The 22,661-nt window shown below is 49.5% G+C and carries 17 protein-coding genes; 6 read left to right on the top strand and 11 right to left on the bottom strand.

Annotated elements, in window-relative coordinates:
* Positions 1–18 precede the first annotated feature (18 nt).
* Complete coding sequence (locus HW447_RS10720) at positions 19–921, bottom strand: carbohydrate ABC transporter permease (RefSeq protein WP_176255340.1); 903 nt, start codon at positions 919–921, stop codon at positions 19–21.
* A 255-nt stretch (positions 922–1,176) separates the two neighbouring features.
* Between HW447_RS10720 and HW447_RS10715 the strand changes: the two genes are divergently transcribed.
* From HW447_RS10715 to HW447_RS10705, 3 genes are all read left to right on the top strand, one after another.
* Positions 1,177–2,559, top strand: coding sequence for an extracellular solute-binding protein (locus HW447_RS10715; protein ID WP_176255259.1), 1,383 nt, complete (start codon positions 1,177–1,179; stop codon positions 2,557–2,559).
* Positions 2,560–2,668: 109 nt separating this feature from the next.
* Positions 2,669–4,606: a sensor histidine kinase gene (locus tag HW447_RS10710; protein WP_176255258.1), complete on the top strand. Its 1,938-nt coding sequence runs from the start codon at positions 2,669–2,671 to the stop codon at positions 4,604–4,606.
* A 7-nt stretch (positions 4,607–4,613) separates the two neighbouring features.
* Positions 4,614–6,134, top strand: coding sequence for a response regulator transcription factor (locus tag HW447_RS10705; RefSeq protein ID WP_176255257.1), 1,521 nt, complete (start codon positions 4,614–4,616; stop codon positions 6,132–6,134).
* Positions 6,135–6,314: 180 nt separating this feature from the next.
* Here the strand turns inward: HW447_RS10705 and spoVT are convergent, their stop codons facing one another.
* Together spoVT and HW447_RS10695 are read right to left on the bottom strand one after the other, a co-directional pair.
* On the bottom strand, positions 6,315–6,863 hold the full coding sequence (spoVT, locus tag HW447_RS10700) for a stage V sporulation protein T (protein ID WP_176255256.1): 549 nt from the start codon (positions 6,861–6,863) through the stop codon (positions 6,315–6,317).
* A 75-nt stretch (positions 6,864–6,938) separates the two neighbouring features.
* Complete coding sequence (locus HW447_RS10695) at positions 6,939–7,304, bottom strand: helix-turn-helix domain-containing protein (protein WP_176255255.1); 366 nt, start codon at positions 7,302–7,304, stop codon at positions 6,939–6,941.
* Positions 7,305–7,605: 301 nt separating this feature from the next.
* On the opposite strand from HW447_RS10695, the gene HW447_RS10690 reads away from it, so the two are divergent.
* Positions 7,606–8,556 carry a diguanylate cyclase gene (locus HW447_RS10690; RefSeq protein ID WP_176255254.1) on the top strand — a complete coding sequence of 317 codons (951 nt, stop codon included), beginning with the start codon at positions 7,606–7,608 and terminating at the stop codon, positions 8,554–8,556.
* 21 nt (positions 8,557–8,577) lie between these two features.
* On the opposite strand, the gene HW447_RS10685 is transcribed toward HW447_RS10690, so the two are convergent.
* From HW447_RS10685 to HW447_RS10665, 5 genes are all read right to left on the bottom strand, one after another.
* Positions 8,578–9,159, bottom strand: a complete 582-nt coding sequence (locus HW447_RS10685; protein ID WP_176255253.1) for a metallophosphoesterase family protein — start codon at positions 9,157–9,159, stop codon at positions 8,578–8,580.
* Between the two features lies 1 nt (position 9,160).
* On the bottom strand, positions 9,161–11,113 hold the full coding sequence (locus HW447_RS10680) for a BMP family ABC transporter substrate-binding protein (RefSeq protein ID WP_176255252.1): 1,953 nt from the start codon (positions 11,111–11,113) through the stop codon (positions 9,161–9,163).
* Between the two features lie 146 nt (positions 11,114–11,259).
* Complete coding sequence (gene mfd / locus HW447_RS10675; protein ID WP_176255251.1) at positions 11,260–14,826, bottom strand: transcription-repair coupling factor; 3,567 nt, start codon at positions 14,824–14,826, stop codon at positions 11,260–11,262.
* A 2-nt stretch (positions 14,827–14,828) separates the two neighbouring features.
* On the bottom strand, positions 14,829–15,401 hold the full coding sequence (gene pth / locus HW447_RS10670; RefSeq protein ID WP_176255250.1) for an aminoacyl-tRNA hydrolase: 573 nt from the start codon (positions 15,399–15,401) through the stop codon (positions 14,829–14,831).
* Between the two features lie 167 nt (positions 15,402–15,568).
* Positions 15,569–16,216, bottom strand: a complete 648-nt coding sequence (locus HW447_RS10665; protein ID WP_176255339.1) for a transglycosylase domain-containing protein — start codon at positions 16,214–16,216, stop codon at positions 15,569–15,571.
* Between the two features lie 323 nt (positions 16,217–16,539).
* Here HW447_RS10665 and HW447_RS10660 point away from each other — a divergent pair, with 323 nt between their 5' ends.
* Together HW447_RS10660 and HW447_RS10655 are read left to right on the top strand one after the other, a co-directional pair.
* Positions 16,540–17,901: an MATE family efflux transporter gene (locus HW447_RS10660; protein ID WP_176255249.1), complete on the top strand. Its 1,362-nt coding sequence runs from the start codon at positions 16,540–16,542 to the stop codon at positions 17,899–17,901.
* Positions 17,902–18,064: 163 nt separating this feature from the next.
* Complete coding sequence (locus tag HW447_RS10655) at positions 18,065–19,468, top strand: NAD(P)/FAD-dependent oxidoreductase (RefSeq protein ID WP_176255248.1); 1,404 nt, start codon at positions 18,065–18,067, stop codon at positions 19,466–19,468.
* A gap of 62 nt (positions 19,469–19,530) precedes the next feature.
* Here the strand turns inward: HW447_RS10655 and HW447_RS10650 are convergent, their stop codons facing one another.
* From HW447_RS10650 to HW447_RS10640, 3 genes are all read right to left on the bottom strand, one after another.
* Entirely contained in the window at positions 19,531–20,985 is a 1,455-nt protein-coding gene (locus HW447_RS10650) for a glycoside hydrolase family 1 protein (RefSeq protein ID WP_207714807.1), read from the bottom strand.
* A gap of 10 nt (positions 20,986–20,995) precedes the next feature.
* Positions 20,996–21,337: a PTS lactose/cellobiose transporter subunit IIA gene (locus HW447_RS10645; RefSeq protein ID WP_176255337.1), complete on the bottom strand. Its 342-nt coding sequence runs from the start codon at positions 21,335–21,337 to the stop codon at positions 20,996–20,998.
* Positions 21,338–21,424: 87 nt separating this feature from the next.
* Complete coding sequence (locus HW447_RS10640) at positions 21,425–22,660, bottom strand: PTS sugar transporter subunit IIC (protein ID WP_176255247.1); 1,236 nt, start codon at positions 22,658–22,660, stop codon at positions 21,425–21,427.
* Position 22,661 lies beyond the last annotated feature (1 nt).

Here is a 22,661-nt window from a genome sequence, read left to right as displayed (position 1 = left end):
ATGTATTTCTCCCTCCTGCTATGCCTTTTCTGACTTTTCAAAATGCATCTGCATCACCGTAAGCAGCGTAATCACTAACAGCAGGACAACGGAAGCCGCAGACCCTACTCCATAATTCAGATCCTGATTAAAAGTCTTGTAAATAAAAATGCCCTGGGTGGTGGATGCTCCGCTGGGGCCGCCTGACGCATACATATAGGGTGCATCCAGAAGCTGCATGGTTGTAATCACACACATGATGAGCTGGATAAACACCATGAATGAAATATTCGGCATGATAATATGGATAATCCGCTTAAAGCCTGTACATCCGTCCAGCGCTGCCGATTCCATAATATCCGTCGATACTCCCTGTATAGCCGAGAGATACAAAAGCACCGTCAGGCCGCCTCCCAGCACACCAGGGAAAATAATACAGAACTTTACCAGATTCGGATCGCTCAGCCACGCCTGGGGCTGTCCTCCAAAGAACTTAACGATCTGATTTGCCACACCGTAATCTGGATGCCAGATCCATTTCCATATGATAACATTGACGGATGTGGGAATCAGCGCCGGCAGAATATACAGGGTTGTCAGACACTTTTTCAGTCTCGTCAGTTCATTCAGCAAAAGCGCCTGGATCAGCGGGATGAAGAAACACATACACAGCTGCAGCAGCAGGAAAATAAATGTGTTTTTCCAGGAGTCCCAATAAAACTGTGTCTGAAACATACTGATGTAATTCTGAAACCCTATAAACCGTCCCGGAGGATTGATCGGATCGTATTTAAATAAAGAAATAAAAAAAGCATTTAAAATAGGGTAATATTTAAGCCAGACCGTACACGCCATGGGAATAAACAGAATACACCATGGCGTCACCTTTTTCCGAAACAGGTATCCGCCGGGTTTTCCGATACTCCTCTCTTTTTTCGTCATCTGCATTCTTACACCTCCGCACTCGTTTTCTTAAGTATAGAAAATTTCCTTTCCTGGGAAAATGTTTCTATTTTACTTTTATGTCACTTTTTTTAACCATTTCCCGGCACTGAGAAAACATCTTAAAATATGTGACCTTTTTTTCATTTTCCGTTAATTTTAGTTTATTTTCATCCGTTCCCAAATCTGTTATGATAGCTTTATCAAAAGGGTTCATGTCAGATGCATGAACAAACGGAGAAGGAGGATCTTACGATGAAAAAAAGAGTTCTTGCTGCACTGCTGTGTACATCTCTGACAGCAGGCGCACTTGCAGGCTGCGGCAGTTTTGGGGGCAAAGAGACAGCAGCGGGCACAAAGGCCCCTGAGACTGCAGGCACAGAAGGTTCTGCCGGTACAGAGACGGCCGCTGATAAGGAACCGGTAGAGCTGACCTTATGGATGACCAGCCGCAACGAAGACGACTGGTCGCTGTCTATGGAAAAACAGTTCCTTGAAGAGCATCCCTGGATCACAATCAATAAAGTAGTCAAGGAAGGCGATCCGGGAAATGAATTTTATCAGGGCGTAGCTTCCGGCACTGCCCCCGACCTTGTAAAGTGTTCCTTTACCATGATGGATTCCTACATTTCTTCCGGGATTTTGGAACCTTTAAACACCTACGTGGATTCATGGGATGAGTGGAGCAATTTTACAAAAGAATATGTTGATATGTTTACAAGAAACGGTTCCGTTTACGCCGTACCAATTGCCGTCAATCCAATGCTGTTTGCCTACAACAAAGCTCTCTTTGCTGAGGCAGGGCTGCAGGAGCCGCCAAAGACATGGGATGAGGCACTGGAAATGGCGAAAAAAATCAACAATCCTGACAATCAGGTTTCCGGCTATGCCACACTTGCAGCAGAGTGGACCGAGTGGTTCTTCCAGTACTATGTATGGCAGGCCGGCGGTGATCTGACGAAAGAGAACGAAGATGGAACCGCTGAGCTTACCTTTACAGATCCCGCTGTCATTGAGGCTGCAAAGTATTACCAGTCCTTAAAGAACGCAGGTGTGCTTCAGAGTGATCTGACACTGAAATTCAATGATCTGACCAAAAACTTTGCACTTGGCAAAATCGGTATGATGCCGTTTGCCTCTGACTGGGTGACCGATGCTGTTTCTAACGGCATGGATCCTGATGACCTCGGTCTGTGCCTGCCTCCTGCAGGACCTTCCGGCGAACAATCTACCGCAATCGCAGGGGAGTGCTACGTCATCAATGCAAAGACAGATCAGGCGAAGAAAGATGCCGCATGGGAGTATATTTCCTTCTACACCAGCCATGCCTATCTCGCCTCCTACTACGAGAACCTTGCAACCAAAGGCGCAACCAGCCCGGTTATCATCCCAAGAGACGATATGACTGTAACCGATTTCTATGAGTTCCCGGATGAGTATAAGGAGGTTCTTGAGTCTGCCAAGATGGTGGGACGCCTTGAGTTCTATGGAAAATCCAGTTTCGGTCCGTATATAGACCGTGCCGTTCAGAAGATCCTGACCGACCCGAATGCCGATCCTGAGACGGAATTTGCGGCAGCGCAGAAACTCTGTGAGGACGAAGCCCTTGCAGCATTTAATGAGGCAAATAAAAAATAATACATACGGTATATCAAAAACAGCGTGGGCGATCTCACGCTGTTTTTTGTGCATTTCTTACGAAATAATGTTATAATAACAGAAAAACCCAAAGCTCAGGAGGTTGCCGATGCATACATTCCACCTTATTTCCAAACTACAGCAGTCCAGCAATTTATGGATGAAAAAACAGCTTCGCAGAGTCGGCATCTTCTGGCGCCTGAATCTTTCCTTTCTGCTTCTGCTACTGACTTCCTCACTTTTTTTAACCTTTTTTTCCTTTCATCAGTATTCTACGGAAATCAACTTACGCCTGGACCGCTATGTCTCTCTTCTGGTGCAGAATGTAGAGCTTAAGGCGGCTGATACGATGAAAACCTACGAGGATATTGCGCTGCGCTTTTACGATGACGCCAGGGTGCTGGCTGCTGTTTCAGAGAATGCCCGGATCGGCAGCCCCGCAGACTCCGAAGAAGCGGCGCTGACTGAGCAGAACACCCGTATGATTGAATATAAGCTCTATACCATGAGCCAGAACCGGAAATATATTGAAAATGTCCAGTTTGTCACTCCAGGCAGACAATACCGCATGGTGGAGGAAAACGGCTTTGTACGCAACGGCCTTATCCGGGATTTGGACGGCTTTTACCACAGTGATTTCTACCTTCTCCCCCAGAAACAGAATGGCTATCCGGTCTGGATGGATGACCGTTCACAGTCTCATACCTTTTACCGCAATGATCAGTCGGTATACGGGATCGGCAATACCGTTACCCTGGGCATCGCCGTCTATGAGCCGACAACCCGCAATTTCCTCGGCGTACTGCTGCTCAATGTCAATTTAAACGCTTTTTCCGGTTCTATCGACGGTTACGACGCGTACAAAGACGGCAATACATTTCTGGTGGGAAAAGACGGCGTACTGACATGGTTCAATCCGAGTATTTTGGCACCTTCTTTTCCCAGCAATCCCGACCTCTATGCCAGTATGCTGGAAAATAAAAGCGGAATCACACGCACCGTAATTGACGGCAGAAAGCTGCTGTTTGCATACCAGCAGATTCCGCGCTCACAGATGTTTGCCACTTATATTGCCGACCTGGACGTTCTTCTTGCAAACGCCCGCCGGATCCGCAACCTGTGTATTCTCGTTTTGATCTGTGTGGTCATTGCAGCCTTCATCCTTTCCCACTACGTAACCATCAGTATTTCTGATCCCATCCGCCGCCTTGTCCGCGTCATGGGGAAAACGGCAGACGGCAGATGGACGGCGCGGTATGAAAATTCGGGGAATGACGAAATCACCATTTTGGGAGATCAGTTTAACGAAATGGCAGAAAAGACAAATCAGCTTATAGAACAGGTCTATCTTTCTGAAATCAGGCGGCAGCGGGCACAAATCAGCTGGAAAAATGCACAGCTGGACGCCATGCTGATGCAGATCAACCCGCATTTTCTCTACAATACGCTGGATATCATCCGTTGGGAGGCCATGTATGAAGCCAATGGGGAAAGTCCTGTTACTCAAATGATTGAAAAATTCAGCCGGCTCTGCCGCATGGGAATGAAAACCGGAAGCAATACCATTCCTCTTTCTGAGGGGATCGAACACGCCGTCACCTATCTGGATGTCATCAATTTCCGTCACAGTGAAAAAATCGAGCTTTGTCTGGACACCCAGGGGGATACCGACACCTTGTATATTCCGCAGTTTATGCTTCAGCCGCTGATGGAAAACGCTGTGACACACGCATTCAGGAACGTAAACCGCGGCTGCAGGATTACGCTCTGCTCCAGCAGGAAGGATAACCGGCTTTTGATAACAGTGGAGGATAACGGCTGCGGTATGACGCCTGAAGAACTTGACGCCCTAAACTCCACTCTGGAACGCAGCGAAGCATCAGAAAAAGGAATCGGTATTCAAAATGTCCATCAGCGCATCCGGCTTTTCTATGGGGATTCCTATGGAATCCATATCACAAGCACACCGGGGAAAGGCACAACGATCACCATTACGCTCCCCATACGAACCGTATCAGAAAATATGACGGACAGCACAGGAGGTTGAAATATATATGAGCTATCAGGTTTTAATTGTTGATGATGAAGAAATCGTCTGCCGCGGACTATCCCAGTTTGTCAAGTGGGAGGAGCACGGCTTTGAGGTTGCCGGCATTGCCCATTCCGCAGATGATGCGCTGACACTGGCGGAAAAATTGCCCATCGACCTTGTCTTTACCGATATCCGTATGCCCGGCAGGAGCGGTCTGGACTTATTAAAGGCGCTGCGGCTGGAGGCGCCTTCCATCAAATGTGTGATCCTGAGCGGTTTCGCTGATTTTTCCTATGCTCAGGAGGCCCTTCGTTATGACGCTGCAGACTACCTGACCAAACCGGTCAACCTCAGGGAAGTGGAGGCCCTGCTGGACCGCCTGCGCATAGAATTTGAGGATCGGCAGGAGGAATCCAAAATCCACACCCACCGTCTGGAAGCACTGCTTCTCTCCGCCGCTAAAGGCTATGCAGACGCAGATGTCAGTCAGTATAATCTGCCGGTTCTGGACCGTTGGTATGGTCTTTCCATGTCGCTGTTAAACCGGGAACTTCCAGAATCAGAAATTGCTGCAAAAAAAGAACAGATGTCGCTGCAGATCGCGTCCATTCTGCCCTCTGCCATTGTGTTAAGCGATGACGTGTTTTCACTGTTCTGCATCCTGCCATGCAGTTCTGACGGGGAATTTGATTCATTTCTCACGGTTCTTGAGCAGCTGGGAACTGATTTTTCCACCTGGGGATTTGGCACAAGCAAACCCAGAAATGGCCTTGGCGAAATCCACACCGCCTACGAAGAGGCAGCCCGCGCCCTGCGCTACCGCCGTGCAGGCGTGAAAGGGCGCGTCATTCTCTATCAGAATATTGAAACACTCTTTTCCCAGTCTGTTTCCACTGTGTCAGAGTCGCTTTCCTCGATCCTTTGCCTTCTGACCGATCCAGACACCCGCAATGAATCCGCAGAGCAGCTTTCCGAAACTCTCTCCTCCCTTTTATCACAGAACTTGACGCTCACACAGTACCAGACCGTATGTATCCGTTTTTTAGTCGAACTCAACGGCTACCTGCAGGAACAGAATTTCCCAAAAGAAGATCTGCATATCCAGCTCAACGACACTCTGGGCCGGCTTTTGCTCTGCAGTGACTATGCAGGCAGCACAGCCTGTATGATGGACTATATGAAGTGGCTGATCTCCTTATTAAATCGTTTTGATGAGCAGCAGCTGGGCAAAGGTGTGATCCGGGAGGTTCAGCTTTATATCCGTCAGCATTACAGCACAAATATTACCTTAAATTCCCTGGCGGAACGCTTCTTTCTGCACCCAAACTATTTAAGCCGCCTCTTCAAAGAAAAAACGGGAAAAAACTTTGTGGAATATCTTACAGAAGTACGGATTGAACATATTAAAGAGCTTTTGAAAAACTCCGATTTAAAAATCGTGGAAATCTGTACCATGACCGGCTATGATAACCCACGCTATTTCAGCAAGGTTTTTAAGCAGGCAACCGGCATGACCCCGAGGGAGTATCGGGAGCGCGCCTGATGAATGACTATTCAATTTTCAAGATGCAGCATAGCCAGGCTGTTCCTGACTATGGCTCAGTTTTATCTTGAACCCTCACATATTCCGATTGACTGGCAGTGCACAATCGCTGTACAGTCCATCCGGCCCACAAAAAACCGCCGCATCGGACGATCATCCTGATATGCGGCGGGTTCCTTCTTACCCTTCCATCTGTCTCCCCAAAAATCCGGCTGCTGTCACAGCCAGTTTCATCTCCATTTCTCCAAACCGCACCCGCGGTTCCCGGCTCATAAGGGCCACCGCTCCGATGGCATCTCCTTCGCAGATGATCGGGGCAATGACCTGGGCGGTAACGCCTTCTAATTCCTCATCTACCAGAGGCACAAAGTCTTTCTCCTCTTTTCCTGTCTGCACCGGTGCACGGTCGTTGATCACCTGTTCCAGAGCGCGGCTGATAGTCTTTTGCAGAAGCTCCTTTCTGGCTCCTCCCGATACGGCAATCACCTGATCCCGGTCTGTAACACATACGATCAGGCCTGTGGACTGCGCCATGGCATCGGCGTACTGGCCCGCAAAGGCAGTCAGCTCCATCATAGGGGAGTATTTCTTTAAAATGATCTCTCCTTCTCTGTCTGTAAAGATCTCAAGGGGTGTCCCTTCCCTCAGACGAAGCGTACGCCGGATCTCCTTTGGGATCACCACACGTCCCAGATCATCAATTCTTCTTACAATTCCCGTAGCTTTCATAATATAAATTCCTCCATTGACTGTACTTTCCATTTCTTAATAAGTAGTATTTGAAAACAGAGGAATTTTTATACATCAGAGTGTATCTGAAGCCTTATGTTTTTTTCTAACCAGTGTCTTTATGGTTCCGATCACTTCAGACAGGGCCTGAAGTTCATCTGGATCGCAGTCAGACAGCGTTTCCGCAATCCTCTTATCATACACCGGCCGCACCTGTTCCAGACTGTCATACAGCAGTTCATCCACCGAAACGAACAGCGCGTTTGCAATCTTAACAATCGTCGGCAGCGCCAATTTTGTCTGCGCGGTTTCAATGTGGCTCATATGAGAGGTTGTGATACCGGCACGATAAGCAAGCTCTGCCTGCTGCAGCCTTTGTTCTGTACGGACTTTTCGGATACGCTGCCCGATTTTTACATAATCTACCTCGTTCACTCCCATTGTTGCGCTTACCTCCTGTCTGCTTCTGTGTTTATTTATTGTATTCACATTTTAAATAATTGTCGATTTACTGTAAGGTCATTTCTGCTTATACAGTTAACATAATTTAACATTTTTTTAATTGTATAGTCATAAATTATACTTTCATGTTTTATTAGTAGATACATATCTGCCTATGTGGTATAATCAATTTATATGACCGAATTTTTATAGACAGAAGAAGAAACGGCGTTTTTGTCATCCGAATACAATGATACGCTTATATTATACCCACATCATATATTTATACGGAGGGAACAGAATGGACTTTATCAAGCAGACAGAAAGCCTGTGGAATATATATTTCCATGGAAGTGAAGACGACAACTATACCAACATGGAGCTGTTTGCGCCGGACTGCGTAGTAATAGGCACAGGAAAACATGAAATTTTTCGGAATTTAGAAGATTTTTCCCGTTCATTTGCAAATGAGATGGCTGATCGGAAAGATATCGCGTTTCAGTTTAAGGATCTTTGGTGTGAACAACGGCAGATCAGCCCGGAAGTTTATCTGGTATACGGAGGCATATTCATCTGGTGGGAAAGCAATGATAAAGATGTTTTTATCAACATGGACAGCCGCTTTACCATCCTTTATAAACGTTTTGATGATGACTGGAAGATCACGCACATTCACCATTCTGTGCCGAATATAGAGCAGAAAGACGGGGAATATTACCCGAAAACGCTGTCCATGCAGGTGGCTGAGGAACGGAAAAAAGTAGACGCCCTGATGCGGCTGGCTCAGAAGGACAGTCTGACCGATCTGATCAACTACCGCACCTTTGAGGAATTGTATCATACGAAATCACGTGAGGGGGCCTGGATTTTTGTGATTGATCTGGATAATTTCAAAAATATTAACGATACCTACGGACACATGGAAGGCAACCAGGTGCTCATACGGGTTGCCGGCGTTTTACGGTCCACAGTTCGTTATTATGATATTGTATGCCGCATGGGAGGAGATGAATTTCTTTTATTGTGCAATGACCTCCATAATGAAACAGAGGCAAAAGAACTGCTGCAGCGGATCTTAAAGAATATTGCAGATGCGGGGAAAAACAGAAAAGACTGGGTGGGCGTATCCATCGGCGGAACCCTGATCCATCCGCTGGATACGCTGGAAACCGCCTTCAAACGCGCCGACGATTCCATGTACAGCGTAAAAACCCGCGGAAAGAACGGTTTCCAGTTCCAGATGGATCGGTAAACGGATCTTCTGAGGATCTCGTTACCCTTCTGGATACTCCACTACATAAAACTCATACCCGTTGATCACGGTGGTAGTTCCATATGTATCCTTTCGCTTAAAGTTACTGCCGTAGTTGGCGTGCACATGGCCATGAAAGAAGTATTTGGGGTGATACTTGTCCATAAGGGCAAGAAATGCCTTAAATCCCTGATGGGGAAGATCCTCCATATCATTCAGGCCGAAGGCCGGGGCATGAGTCACTAAGATATCAAAGCCCTTATGACGCCACAGTTTCCAGCGCATCCGGCGTTCCGTATACTGGTTGTCTGAACCGGGAATATACTCCATGGAGCCGCCCAGTCCCAGCAGGCGCACTCCCTTATATACATAAATATCATCCTCCAGGCAGATACAGCCTTCCGGCGGCTTATAGGCGTATTTGCTGTCATGGTTTCCCCTGACGTAGGCCAGCGGCGCATGGCACACGCTGGCAAAAAAAGTAAGGTACTCCGGCGGCAGATCTCCGCAGGAAATGATCAGGTCAATATCCTTGATCCGTTCCGGGTCATAGTATTCATACAAAAGCTTTGACTCCTGGTCTGATAATATCAAAATATTCATATCATTTCTTCTCCGTCTGTGCAGTTTCGTCTACCCGGATGCCCTGAAGCTGCATCCGTTCTCTTGCTTCATCGTTGAGTTCCTCCAGTTCCGGTACGCTGCCTTCTACATTTTCAGCCAGCCAGTTCATGGTAACAATATCCTCGGAACGCAGTTTCTCCCCTTCTCTGCACTTGACGGATCCATCCTGAGCATAGATCAGCCCGTCAAAGGGGTGAAAGCTTCCCGACCGGACGGAATTTTTAAGAAATTCAATCAGACGCAGGGTTCCGTGAGGGAGATTTCCTGAACAGATCACATCAATCACATCCGCCGACATTCCCCACCAGTAGTTTACCGCCTTCTTTCCCTTTCTGGCCTCCAGCTCCTCATTGCTCTCAAAAGCCAGCTGGATCATCTGTTCATAAAATTTTCCCCAGTTCCAGATCGGCGATGCCAGGTTTGTAACTTCCCCATTTTTTTCCAGAACATACAGGCCGTATTCTCTGGAAGGATATCTGGGAATGATCATGTCCTTTCCTGAAATGTACCGGACTCCCTTCTCCCTCAGACGTTCTGTGGCCGTCCTGGCCTGACGCACCCGCCGCCATTCCAGATATACCTTTACGTAAGGGTTGATCATCCTTGCTCCCATGGCAAAGGCGTTGATATCCGCCAGAATACCGTAGGTGGGCTGGTCGGCGATGTAGCCCAGCTTATCTTCTCTGGAAACAGCCGCCGCGATGGCGCCCATAAGGAATTTTGCCTCATACATTCTTGCGTAATAGGTGCAGATGGAGGAATACGACATATTGATGGAGCAATTATAAATCTTTACCTCCGGATGCCCGATGGCAGAGCGCACGCTCTGGTTCACCATTTTTGAATTGGTGGTAAAGATCATGGTGCAGCCGCAGTCCACCAGCTTTTCGATGGCTGCGGCGATATCCTCCTCCGTATCCGCCCCTTCAATGACCGTGGTGGAAACCCGTCCTTCAAAGGCCTGCTCCAGATAGAGGCGGCCCAGTTCGTGGCCATAGTTCCAGCTGGAATTTTCCACCGTATCCGCATAGATAAAACCAATTTTTAAATGCTCCGGCATATCCTCTGCCGGCAAAAACCATTTCCAGAGAGAGGGCCTGTGATCCGTCTCCATCTCCTGCGGCGTCTCGATCAGTTCTACCTTACGGCCCCGGTTGGCCAGCTGGATCTCTTCCCAGATCCGCATCAGCGCCCGGTACATCTCCCGTTCCGTCTGGCCTTTTACGCTGTCATAGCCGTAGATCTCCATATACACTAAAAATGCGTCTCCCTCTGTAAGCTGCAGCTGCTCTCCGTGGGCCATGCTGTAGGCCTTGGCAAAACGTCCGTAGGAAGAGCGGAAAAACAGCCGTTCCTCCTCCGTCCAGACCTGATCCGGTTCCATTCCCATCTGTTCCAGAAGCTTCTGATAGCTGCCCTCCTTGCTGAACCACACATCACAGTTTAAGGACACCCTGTAAAAATCCAAAAACTCGTAGTAGAGCCTGTTTTCCTTATCATCGGTGCGCTTGGGGATCAAGCGGGTCACATTTCCGGGGATACTGTAGACACCCAGGTATTTCATGACGCTGACGCGCTTGTTTCCCTCCTGGACATAGAACTGGTTCATAAATTCATAGGCTACGATGGGATCCTGTATTCCCTCGTGAACCTGATATTTATAAAGAGCGGCCCATTTTGACCCAAACTCCGACCGCTCCGGCAGAAGGGGCATAAAGTTGCTGGCAAAGGAGCTGGAACGCTCTGCCGTCTTTGTTCCCACCAGCTTTGCCAGGGGGATATCCATGATTCCAAGGCTTACGGTGGATACAATATCCGTATCTGCCAATATATTGTCCAGTACCGGCAGATATGGGTATTCCCCCTTTGCCAGCGCGTCCTGATACCGTTTTCTTGCCTGTTTTAATGCGTATCCATACTCTGTATCCGGCATAATTTACCTCCTGTCCTCTCTTTTGGGAGCAGCTGCCTCCATAAGTGCCCTCCGGCCGGCAGCTTCGTATATGCCCTATTATACGCCTTCGGCCCGGATGTGCGCAAGTGCCTGTTGGACAGCTTTCCCTTCATCCTGCACCGTCTCTATGCACCCGTTCCCTGCTGTCTCAGACCGGTCAGCTCCTTAAGCATGGTTTTTGCCTTTTCCAGCGTCACCATACTGTCTGTGTTCTTATTCCTGCGGTCTATATAATGGAACACCGGCGTCTCGCCGGGAACCAGCTTCAAATCCCCTTTATAGGACTGTACAAAGGCCGGTATCCCATCAATCCTGAGCTTTGCCTTCTGATACATGGTCAGCCGGATTTCCTGACGATTCACGAAGACCTCTGTCACATAGGCCCTGTGAGCCAGCGCCCGCACCATAGCAATCTTAAGAAGGTTTTCCACGCTCTTTGGAATATCCCCGAAACGATCCAGCAGCTCATCCTGCATATCCATATATTCCTCTTCCGTCTCAATAGTGGAGATCCGTTTGTAAATGTCAAGCTTCTGATACTCATTTTTAATATACGCCGGAGGAATATATGCGTCGATGTCACATTCCACCGCCGTCTCGTAAAGATCCTCCTCTGTCTGCTCTCCCTTTAAGGCCAGCACCGCCTGATTGAGCATCTTGCAGTAAAGGCCATAGCCTACTGCCTCCATGTGGCCGTGCTGCTCCGCGCCCAGGACGTTTCCGGCTCCCCGGATCTCCAGATCCCGCATGGCGATCTTGATGCCGGATCCAAGCTCCGTAAATTCCCGGATAGCCTGAAGGCGTTTTTCTGCTTCCTCCTTAAGCAGCTTATCTCTTTTATACATGAGAAATGCATAGGAGGTGCGGTTGGAACGTCCCACGCGTCCCCGCAGCTGGTACAGCTGGGATAAGCCCATTCGGTCTGCATCATGGATGATCATGGTATTGGCATTTGCAATATCAAGTCCCGTTTCAATAATGGTTGTGGATACCAGCACATCAATCTCCCCGTTGATGAAATCCGTCATGATCCGCTCCAGCTCATGCTCCCGCATCTGACCGTGAGCAAAAGTAACCACCGCCTCCGGCACCATAGCCTGGATCTTCCCTGCTACCTCGTCAATATCCGTCACCCTGTTGTATACATAATACACCTGTCCGCCTCTCGCCAGTTCCCGGTTAATAGCCTCCCGGACCATTTCTTCATTGTATTCCATCACATAGGTCTGGATGGGCGTGCGGTCTACCGGCGGCTCTTCCAGCACGCTCATGTCGCGGATCCCGGCCAGACTCATATGCAGCGTCCGGGGGATAGGAGTTGCGGTCAGCGTCATAACGTCCACATTTTCCTTCATCTGCTTGATCTTTTCCTTGTGGGTCACTCCAAAACGCTGCTCCTCATCGATGATAAGCAGTCCCAGATCCTTAAACTGCAGATCCTTTGACAGAACCCGATGGGTGCCGATCACAATATCCACCAGCCCTTTGCGCAGTCCCTCCAGGGTCTTTTTCTGCTGGGCCGGGGTGCAGAAACGGCTCATCATCTCGATCCTTACAGGAAAATCCTTCATCCTCTGGACAAAGGTATTGTAATGCTGCTGGGCCAGAATGGTTGTCGGCACCAGGTAAACCACCTGCTTACTGTCCTGAACTGCCTTAAAGGCCGCACGCAGAGCCACCTCTGTCTTTCCGTAGCCCACGTCTCCGCAGATCAGCCGATCCATGATCTTAGGGCTTTCCATATCTTCCTTTACCGCTTCAATGGCATCTAACTGATCCTCTGTCTCATCATAGGGAAACAGCTCCTCAAACTCCTTCTGCCATACCGTATCTTTGCCGTACCGGAACCCTTTCTGCTCCTGACGGGCTGCATAAAGCTTTACCAGATCTCTGGCGATCTCCTGCACCGCTCCCTTTACCTTTGCGCGGGTTTTGGTCCATTCCGTGCCGCCCAGACGGTTCAGCTTAGGCTTTTTGGCTTCGGAACCGGCGTATTTCTGAATACTTTCCAGGCGGGTGGCCGGCAGGTAGAGATTTCCTCCGTCGCCGTACTCGATCTTAATGTAATCCTTTACCACCCGGTCCCGCTCTACCTTTTCGATACCCCGGTAGATGCCCAGTCCGTGCTCCTCATGAACCACATAGTCCCCCACTGACAGCTCCGAAAAGCTCTGGATGGCACGTCCCTGATAGCTCTGTTTCTTTCTTCTTTTTTTCTTCTTTTCCACCCCGAACATATCGCCCTCGGTGATGAAAACGAACTTGATCAGGGGATATTCAAAGCCCCGGTGAAGGTTGCCGTAGGTGACCATGATCTCTCCGGCCTGTACCTTGCGGCCTGTACTGCCGCCGTCCTTTCCCTCATCCTCCCCGTCCGGGCAGTAGGCCCTCAGGTCGTACTCCCGCAGGTCGTTTGCCAGACGGCTGGCCCTGGTTCTGGAGGCAGATAAAAGCACTACCCGATAGCCTTCCTTTTTCCAACGGGTCAGATCCTTAATCAGAATCTCAAAGCTGTTCTGGTAAGAATTTACATTTCTTACGTCAAAATTAAACTTTTCATTTACCTTCATCCCGGACAGTTTCTGATCCAGCCCCGTAAGCATAACGCAGTACGGCCCCTGAATCCCTGCAAGGACGCGCCCCACCGGGTAAAGAAGCTCTGTCTGGCCCGGGAGAAGATAGCCCTTTTCCAGCCGATGAACCATGCTTTCCCGAAATTCAAGCTCTATGGTCTCGCCGCGCTCCCTTAAGCGCCCCGGTTCATCCAGGTAAACCACGCAGTCCCCTTTGGGGAAATAATCGGAAAATGAAACCGTTTCCGGACAGAAATACCGGATATAGCCGTCCAGTCCTCCCCGTTTCCAGCCTTCCCGGATTCCTTCGGTCACTTCCCTTATGATCCCCCGGATCCGTATGGCCTCCTCTCTGCGCTTCTGCCCTTCCAGAGCCTTTACATAAGCGGCCGTTTCTTCTTCCAGACGGCGGACGCCTTCTTCCAGCTGATCTTTTGTCAGAACCGTTTCTGTGGCAGGGTAGATCACCACCTGCTCCAGCTGTTCCACAGACCGCTGGCTTTCCAGATCAAAGGTTCGGATGGAATCCACCTCATCATCCCACAGCTCAATCCGCACCGGCACCTCCTCCGTAAGAGGAAAAATGTCTATGATCCCGCCTCGGATGGAGAACTGCCCCATACCGTCCACCTGGCCCATACGCTCGTAGCCCAGCTCCGTCAGCCGCTCCTTCCACTCATTCAGATCAATGACCTGTCCGCACTCTACAGTCACAGCGTTCTGCTTTAGGAACGCCAGCGGCATCAGATGATCCATAAGCCCGTCCACCGTCGTAACCACCACGCCGCCCTCATCCTCCATCAGATGGCGCAGGACACAGATACGCTGTCGGGTCATCAGATTTCCATGAATATCCGCGGCATAAAAAAGCAGATCCTTGGCCGGATAGAGCCATACCTGCTTTGTAAAGCTGCGGAAATCATCATAGATCTCTTTTGCTCTCTGTTCGTCGTATGTCACTACCAGTTTCCAGGGAAATCCCCCATCCTCTCCCAGCTCATGCATGAGATGAACCTTCTGGGATTCCAGCGTTCCGGCAGCCTGCAGAGGCCCCTTCGCCTTTTTCAGGGCCTCCAGAAGATTTTCATATTCCTGTAATTCCAATAACGGGTTTTCCATTTTTACTGCTCCTTATGGCCATTAAATCGGTTCATGGCGGCCTGATCCCCTTCTGTGATCATCACCTGAACGGCCTGAACCGCTTCTTTAAACGCCTCCTCCATTTTCACGCGGTCCTCCGCTGAAAAACGACTCAGCACATAGTCTGCCAGATCCATCCTTGGGGGCTTGGCTCCTACGCCTACCTTGATTCTGGGAAATTCCTGGGTTCCCAGATGAGCAATGATATTTTTAATGCCGTTGTGTCCCCCGGCGCTTCCCTTGCTGCGGATGCGCAGCTGCCCCACTTCCAGACTGATGTCATCATATATCACTATGATATGTTCCGGATCAATTTTATAGAAATCCGCCGCCGCCCGGACACTTTCACCGCTCAGGTTCATAAAGGTCTGAGGCTTTAAAAGGATCACCTTTTCCCCTCCGATGACGCCTTTTGCGCAGCAGCCCTTAAACTTATTCTCTCCGATGGACGTATTCAACTCCTCTGCCAGCACATCCAGCGTGTCAAAGCCAACGTTATGCCTTGTCCTGTCGTATTCCCTTGTGGGATTTCCCAAACCAACGATCAAATACATAGATATCTTTTCCTCATTTCTTTCTGTATACTCTTCACTGCCGAACGGACGCTTCTTTCAGACACGCCCACAAGCGCTAGATTCCCCGAACCGGGGTATCTAACGCTTATATTTCTTCCATTTTATCAAATTCTATACGGGTTGTAAATGTCTGCGGAAGGGATTCTCTAATTTTCCGCGGCAAGGGTTTCCCGCGCCCGCCTCTCGGTAAACATCCCGCACTCCACCAGCCGCTCCACTACCTGTTCCTGGCGTCTGGCCGCCAGAACTGGATTTACAGTGGGAGCATATTTGGAAGGGGCATTGGGAATGCCTGCCAGCATGGTGCTCTCATAATCCGTCATATCCTCCGGCGCTTTCCCGAAGTAGCCTTCACTGGCATCCTTAATGCAGTAATATCCATTTCCAAAGTAAATGGTATTTACATAGAGCTCCAATATCTCGTTTTTACTGTACTTATGTTCCAGGGCAAAAGCCATAAACACCTCAGCCACCTTACGCTCCATCTTCTTTTCCTGTGTAAAGTAAAGGTTTTTAGCCAGCTGCTGGGTAATGGTGCTGCCGCCCTCAACAAACGCCCCGGCCTTCAGATCATTGATGACCGCCCGTGCGATGGCGATGGGATCAATGCCGATATGGCCGTAGAAACGATGGTCCTCCACAGAGAGAACGGCGTCTACATAGGTTTCCGGAAGATCCGCAAAGACGGTGTAATGCTCCTTGGATCGAATCTCATTTACCTTGTCCTCAAGGCTCATTTCCGTTATGGCTTCCCGGTACATATCATATCCCCTTTTTCCGATATTCACGCACATTCCTATCGCTGCCGCTGCGGCGATTCCCACCAGCCAAAGAACCGCTTTTTTCCAGACCTTTTTATTTGTCCGCGTCCTCATCTGTCCACCTTCTCTCTTTTGTGTGCTGTAAGCAGCTGCCTTTGCCAGTTACCCTTATATTTTTATTTTAGCATATCCCCTTCTTACTGTCTTTGAGAAAGCCTTAAAGAACTCTGACATAAATCTGACGCTTTATGAAATATTTTCTAAAGATACTGTCTCTTTCTTACCATTACATGATAGAATAGCCTTATACCATCTGCCGGGCATGAAACGGCAGCAGCAAAGGAGAATGTATTATCATGGAAACTGCCCGACAAACACGTTCTGGAACAACGGATCTGACAGTGGGACGCCCGCTGACCCAGATCCTTCGTTTTTCCCTCCCACTGGTGCTTGGGACACTCTTTCAGCAGCTCTACAGTTTCGCCGATACGGTGATCGTAGGCCGCTGTCTTGGAACAGATGCCCTGGGGGCTGTGGGAACTACCTATTCGCTGAATTTTCTGATCCTTGGCTTTATTCAGGGGGCCTGTGTGGGATTTGGCATTCCGGCAGCCGAGGCCTTCGGTGCCAGGGACAAGAACAACCTGCAGAAGTATCTGGTAAATGGCGCAGCCCTCTGTGCTGCCCTCAGCGCTTTGTTTACCCTTCTTACCACACTGACCGCCGTTCCCCTTCTGACCCTGATGCATACCCCGGCGGAGCTTTTTGATGACGCGGCACTGTATATCCGAATTATCTTCCTTGGCATACCGGCAACCGTGCTTTACAACTACTCCTCCAGCGTCCTTAGGGCCATGGGTGACTCCCGCCATCCCCTTTATTTCCTTCTGGCAGCCAGTATATTAAACATTGCCTTAGACTGGATTCTCATTGTTCCCTTTCATATGGGAGTCGACGGAGCGGCCATTGCCACCGTATTCAGCCAGGCCGTAAGCGGCCTTCTATGTACCTGGTGGTTTTTTGCCAGAACTGCCGAAGGTGAAAAACTGCATTTTACGGCAAATGACCTCCGTCTCTCCTGGCATCACTTACGCCGGCTGGCCTGCATCGGCCTTCCCATGGGCTTTGAATACTCCGTTTCCGCCATAGGCGCGGTCATCATGCAGGATGCCATCAATCTTTTGGGAAGCGCAGCTGTGGCCGCCCAGACGGCCGGCGAAAAGATCCGTCAGATGTTTACCCTTCCCATGGAGAGCGTGGGGATGGCTATGGCTACCTATGCCGGCCAAAACCACGGCGCGGGACGTCCGGACCGTATTCGTCAGGGCATCCGGGACGGCTGCAAAATCCAGCTGTGCTACTGCGCGGCGGCCTGGGCGGCGATTTTTTTGTGCAAAGAATACGCGGTAGGACTGGTATTAGGGGACGCCGATCCGGCAGTAACCACAGGGGCGCTTACCTATCTGAGTGTTATGAGCCTGCTCTTTGCCTTCCACGGCCTTCTCATGATCTTTAGAAATACCCTTCAGGGGCTGGGCTACAGCATCCAGGCGGTGATCTCCGGCGTAGGAGAACTCATCGGCCGAAGCCTGGGCGGTGTTCTGGCGGTGAGCCGACTGGGCTTTCTTGGCATCTGCCTTGCAAATCCCATTGCCTGGGGGCTGGCCATGTTTTACTGTATCTTTATGGTCATGCGGGTGATGAAAAAGGAGGGATAAAACAGGCGGCCGCTTTATGCTGTACTGGATCTTCCGCAGAAACCATGGTAAACTGTAAGCATCGCACCCTCCCGGGGCGGTATGCGGCGTCTAAAGCTTCAGGATCCGGTCTTTCAGATATCTGATCCAAGGGCCGCAGACAGGAAAAGAGAGGAGTTATTTTATGAGCAAAAACAACACATTTGACGTGATCATCATCGGCGCAGGCCCGTCCGGCATCTTCTGCGCCTACGAACTGATCCGCAAAAAACCGGAGCTTAAGGTTCTTATGATTGAAAAGGGACGCCCCATCGAAAAACGTGTCTGTCCCAAGCGGACAACCAGAGTCTGTGTAGGCTGCAAGCCCTGTTCCATCACCACCGGCTTTGCAGGCGCAGGCGCATTTTCTGACGGAAAGCTTTCCCTGTCACCAGATGTAGGGGGCAACCTGCCGGAGATCCTGGGTTACGATGAAACGGCAGAGCTTTTAAAGGAATCGGACGACATTTATCTGAAATTCGGAGCCGACCAGAATGTTTATGGGATAGATAAGCAGGCGGAGATCGAAGAAATCCGCCGCAAGGCCATCAACGCCAATTTAAAGCTGATCGAGTGTCCCATCCGCCATCTCGGCACCGAAGAGGGCTATAAGATCTATACACGCCTTCAGGAGCATCTTCTGTCTCAGGGCATCGTCATGGAGTTTAACACCATGGTAAAGGATATCATCATCGAAGGAGACACTGTAAAAGGCGTTGTAACCGACAGGGATGAAGCTTATTTTGCTCCCGAGGTAGTAGCCGCCATCGGGCGGGAAGGTTCTGACTGGTTCTCCCATGTCTGCGGCGACCACCACATTGAAACACAGGTTGGAACGGTGGATATCGGTGTGCGGGTAGAGGTTCGTGATGAGGTGATGCGGTTTCTCAATGAAAACCTGTATGAAGCCAAACTGGTATACTACACACCCACCTTTGACGATAAGGTCCGTACCTTCTGCACTAACCCATCCGGAGAGGTAGCCACGGAATACTATGAAAACGGGCTTGCCGTGGTAAACGGCCATGCCTACAAATCAAAGGAATACAAGACAAACAACACAAATTTTGCCCTTCTGGTAAGCAAGAATTTTACCCGCCCCTTCAACGAGCCCATCGAGTACGGCAAACATATTGCACAGCTCTCCAATATGCTCTGCGGAGGACGTATCATGGTGCAGACCTTCGGCGATTTCCAGAGAGGACGGCGCACCACCGAGGAACGCCTCTGCCGCAATAACCTGATCCCAACCTTAAAGGACGCGGTTCCCGGCGATCTCTCTCTTGTATTCCCCTACCGCATCATGACTGACATTAAGGAAATGATCCTGGCCTTAGATAAGGTAACGCCCGGCATTGCCAGCGATGAAACGCTGCTTTACGGCGTAGAGGTGAAATTCTATTCCAATAAGGTAGTGGTTGACAGAGACTTTAAGACCAGCATCCATGGCTTAAGGGCCATCGGAGATGGCGCTTCCGTGACCCGAGGGCTTCAGCAGGCCTCTGCCAACGGAATCAGTGCAGCCAGAAGTATTTTAAAGCGGATGTAATACGGGCCGCTGAAAAAGGGAAACCCGGCTGTATCCGTCAGGTTTCCCTTGTTTTATTCACTCTAATTTTCGCTTTCCTGTTCCAGACAGTGGGCTCCGTTGGTTGCAATCACCTTCTGATACCAGTAGAAACTGTCCTTGGGGATTCTTGCCAGGTCCTTTATATCCTCATCATCCCGGTTCACATACACCAGTCCATACCGTTTCTGATAGCCGTTGCTGGTGCTGAGCACATCCACAAAGGACCAGGGAAGGAAACCTCTTACATCCACTCCCAGCTCAATGGCTCTGTGTATGGCCTGGAGATGCCTGCTCCAGTAGTCGATCCGGTAATCATCATGTACCTTGCCGTCCTCCAGCACATCCCTTGCGCCCAGACCGTTCTCCGTAATGATCATCGGGATCTCATAACGCTCATAAATATCCCGCAGCAGATACTGCATACCTGTTGGATCAATGGTCCAATCCCAGTCATTTGTATCCGCATTTGGATTCTTCATGTACTGATAGAAGTCCGGCATTACCTCATAGGCTCCCATGGCTCCCTTGCGTCCGCTCAGATTGCTCTTTGCCTCAGTCAGTTCATTCTTATCCGCATCCGGGAAACGGACACACTTACTTGCATAATAGTTCACTCCCAGAAAATCCAGCTTCCCTTCGCGTATAATATCCATATCACCCGCTTCCATCACCGGGGCCATCCCGTGTTCCTCCAGATACCGAAACGCACCTGCCGGGTATTTTCCCTTAAAATAAATATCCAGGAAGAAATGGTTTTTTAAATCCTCTGCGTTTAACATAGCCAGCATATTTTTCGGCGTGGAATCCAGGCCGTATACAGGGGAATATCCAATGGCTGCACCGGAACGCCCGCCTTCCACCAGTTCATGGATCCGCTTGCTGAGTTTTGCCTGACCCAGGTTCATATGGTGGTTAATCTGGAATTTTACCTGAGGATCCCCATGGTATTTTTCCGGAACATAATTCTTCTTTTTCCAGAACTCTACAATAATACTCTGCTCATTGATAATCAGCCAGTCTTTAATGCGGTCGCCGTACCTGCGGATCAGGAACTCACCATAAGCCACAAAATCATCCACGCTCTGGCGGCTCACCCAGCCGTCGTACTTCTCTACCAGTGCCATAGGCATATCGTAGTGGTATATCGTTGGAACCGGACGGATTCCGTTTTTAACCAGTTCATCCACCAGATTGTCATAAAATTCCAGCCCCTTTGGATTTGCCTCTCCCACACCGTCAGGGAAGATACGGGACCAGGAGAAGGAAAAACGGTACGCAGTAAAGCCGCATTCCTTCATGAGGGCAATATCCTCTTTATAACGGTGATAATGGTCGCTGGCTACGCTGGCATCCGCGAATCCAGTCCCCCGGTTTAAAACGTCCATCTGAGACAGCTTCTTGCCGTCCTCCTCAGCTGCTCCCTCTACCTGGTAAGCGCTTGTGGAAGCGCCCCATAAAAAACCTTTCGGCATCTCTTTTCTGATATTCCCGCCCATAGCTCCTCCTTTATCCGTTCATCCTGTCATAAAAGCGCTCAAACACAGAGAGCATCTTCTCCGTCAGATGGATCTCTGACATAACAGTCATCAGCGTATCCTGTGCATGGTTAAACAGCAGGCTTGGCTGAATATTTTCCGTTCCTGCGATCTCAGACTGGATCATCTCCGTCTGAGCGTTGTGTGCCTGGGAAATGTGGCTGCCAGCCTCCTCCATATACTCCTTTGCCCCTGCAAAATCAAATTTTGCCGCGCAGTCCAGAGCCTTTCCCACCGCATTTCTGGCGTCGCCTGCCTCAATCACAATCTGCATGGCAACCTGAACTACCTTATCATCATCATTAAATAACATTTCTCCCACCTGGGTCAGTCTCCTTTCTGAAAAGCAGCGCTCCCAAACCGGAAACGCCGCCATATATTACAGGCTTGATCCTGTTTATCAGGCCGCGTTTGCCTCCTCTTCCACACACTGTCTTTCATACACCTTGTAGAATGGATACCAGGTCAGAAGATAGAGGATAAAGAGCACGATATATACCGGCACAGCCCTCCAGTCTTCTGTGATCATCACGCTGGAAAACGGAGCAGGAATCTGTCCTACCTGAACCATCTTGGATGGAATATTTAACAGGCCATAATGCATGGTCAGCCATACAACCGCAGGGCCAACAATACTGTTGATCATTATAGGCAGCATCAAAAGTGGATTAAATACAACCGGCGCTCCAAACATCAGAGGCTCATTGATATTAAACAGAGACGGACCGATGCAGATCTTTCCCATTGTTTTAAGTTTCCTGCTCTTGGATCCCAGCATCAGCACATTTAAAGGAAGGGTGCCGCCGCGTCCACCCATGGTGATGAGCGCCGCGGTAAATACCGCCTCACTGGTTGCAATATTCATAGCCGCGCCGCCGTTTGCCACAGCTTCGATATTTTCCGCAATGGCTACAATAAAAATCGGAGTCGTAACCGCGTTGAATACCCAGCTGGAAATACCCATAGAATAAAAAATAATAGGCACAAAGCAGATCAGAATAAATCCGGGCAGTGTCTGCGCCCCCTTCTGGAGAGGCATAAACAGGCTGACCAGCATATTGTAGAGATCCAGCTTTAACACATTGGCAAATACCATGGCGATCCCCAGAGTCAGAGTGATCGGGATAATGTTGTTGATCCAGTCGCTCACAAAGTCTGGCAGCGTGTCATTATTTTCCAGCACATGAAGCTTTGCATACAGGTGGAATACAATGGCGACATAAAGACCAACCACAATACCCATCATGATTCCCGCCGGCCCAATGCGCCCGTTATCTATCTGAAATACGCCGTCAACCACCTGAGGACGGCACAGCATCAGATACGCTGCGACAGAAATCAGCGACGCATTGATCTGATACTGTCCGTGTCCCAGCTTAAGCATAGCCTCATGAGTAATAAAGAAGGCTACAAAAATTGCCAGCAGGCCAAAGGAAAAGTTGGCAATAGGGCTAAGATCCGGCAAAAAAGGCAGATATGAACGGAATACATTATAGAAAAAGATCAGGGAACCAGTCAGAATGATCGGCAGAACCTTTTTCATGGTACTTGCTACGGTGTCGATCCAGGGGTTTGCGAAAACCTGTCTCGCCTTGGGCGCAAATACATCTGAAAGCCATGTCATTAAGTTTTTCATC

This window comes from Enterocloster alcoholdehydrogenati (genome assembly GCF_013282095.1).
Lineage (GTDB): Bacteria > Bacillota > Clostridia > Lachnospirales > Lachnospiraceae > Enterocloster > Enterocloster alcoholdehydrogenati.
The sequence above is the reverse complement of the archived record's forward strand: the minus strand, read 5'-3'. Positions and strand labels throughout refer to the sequence as shown.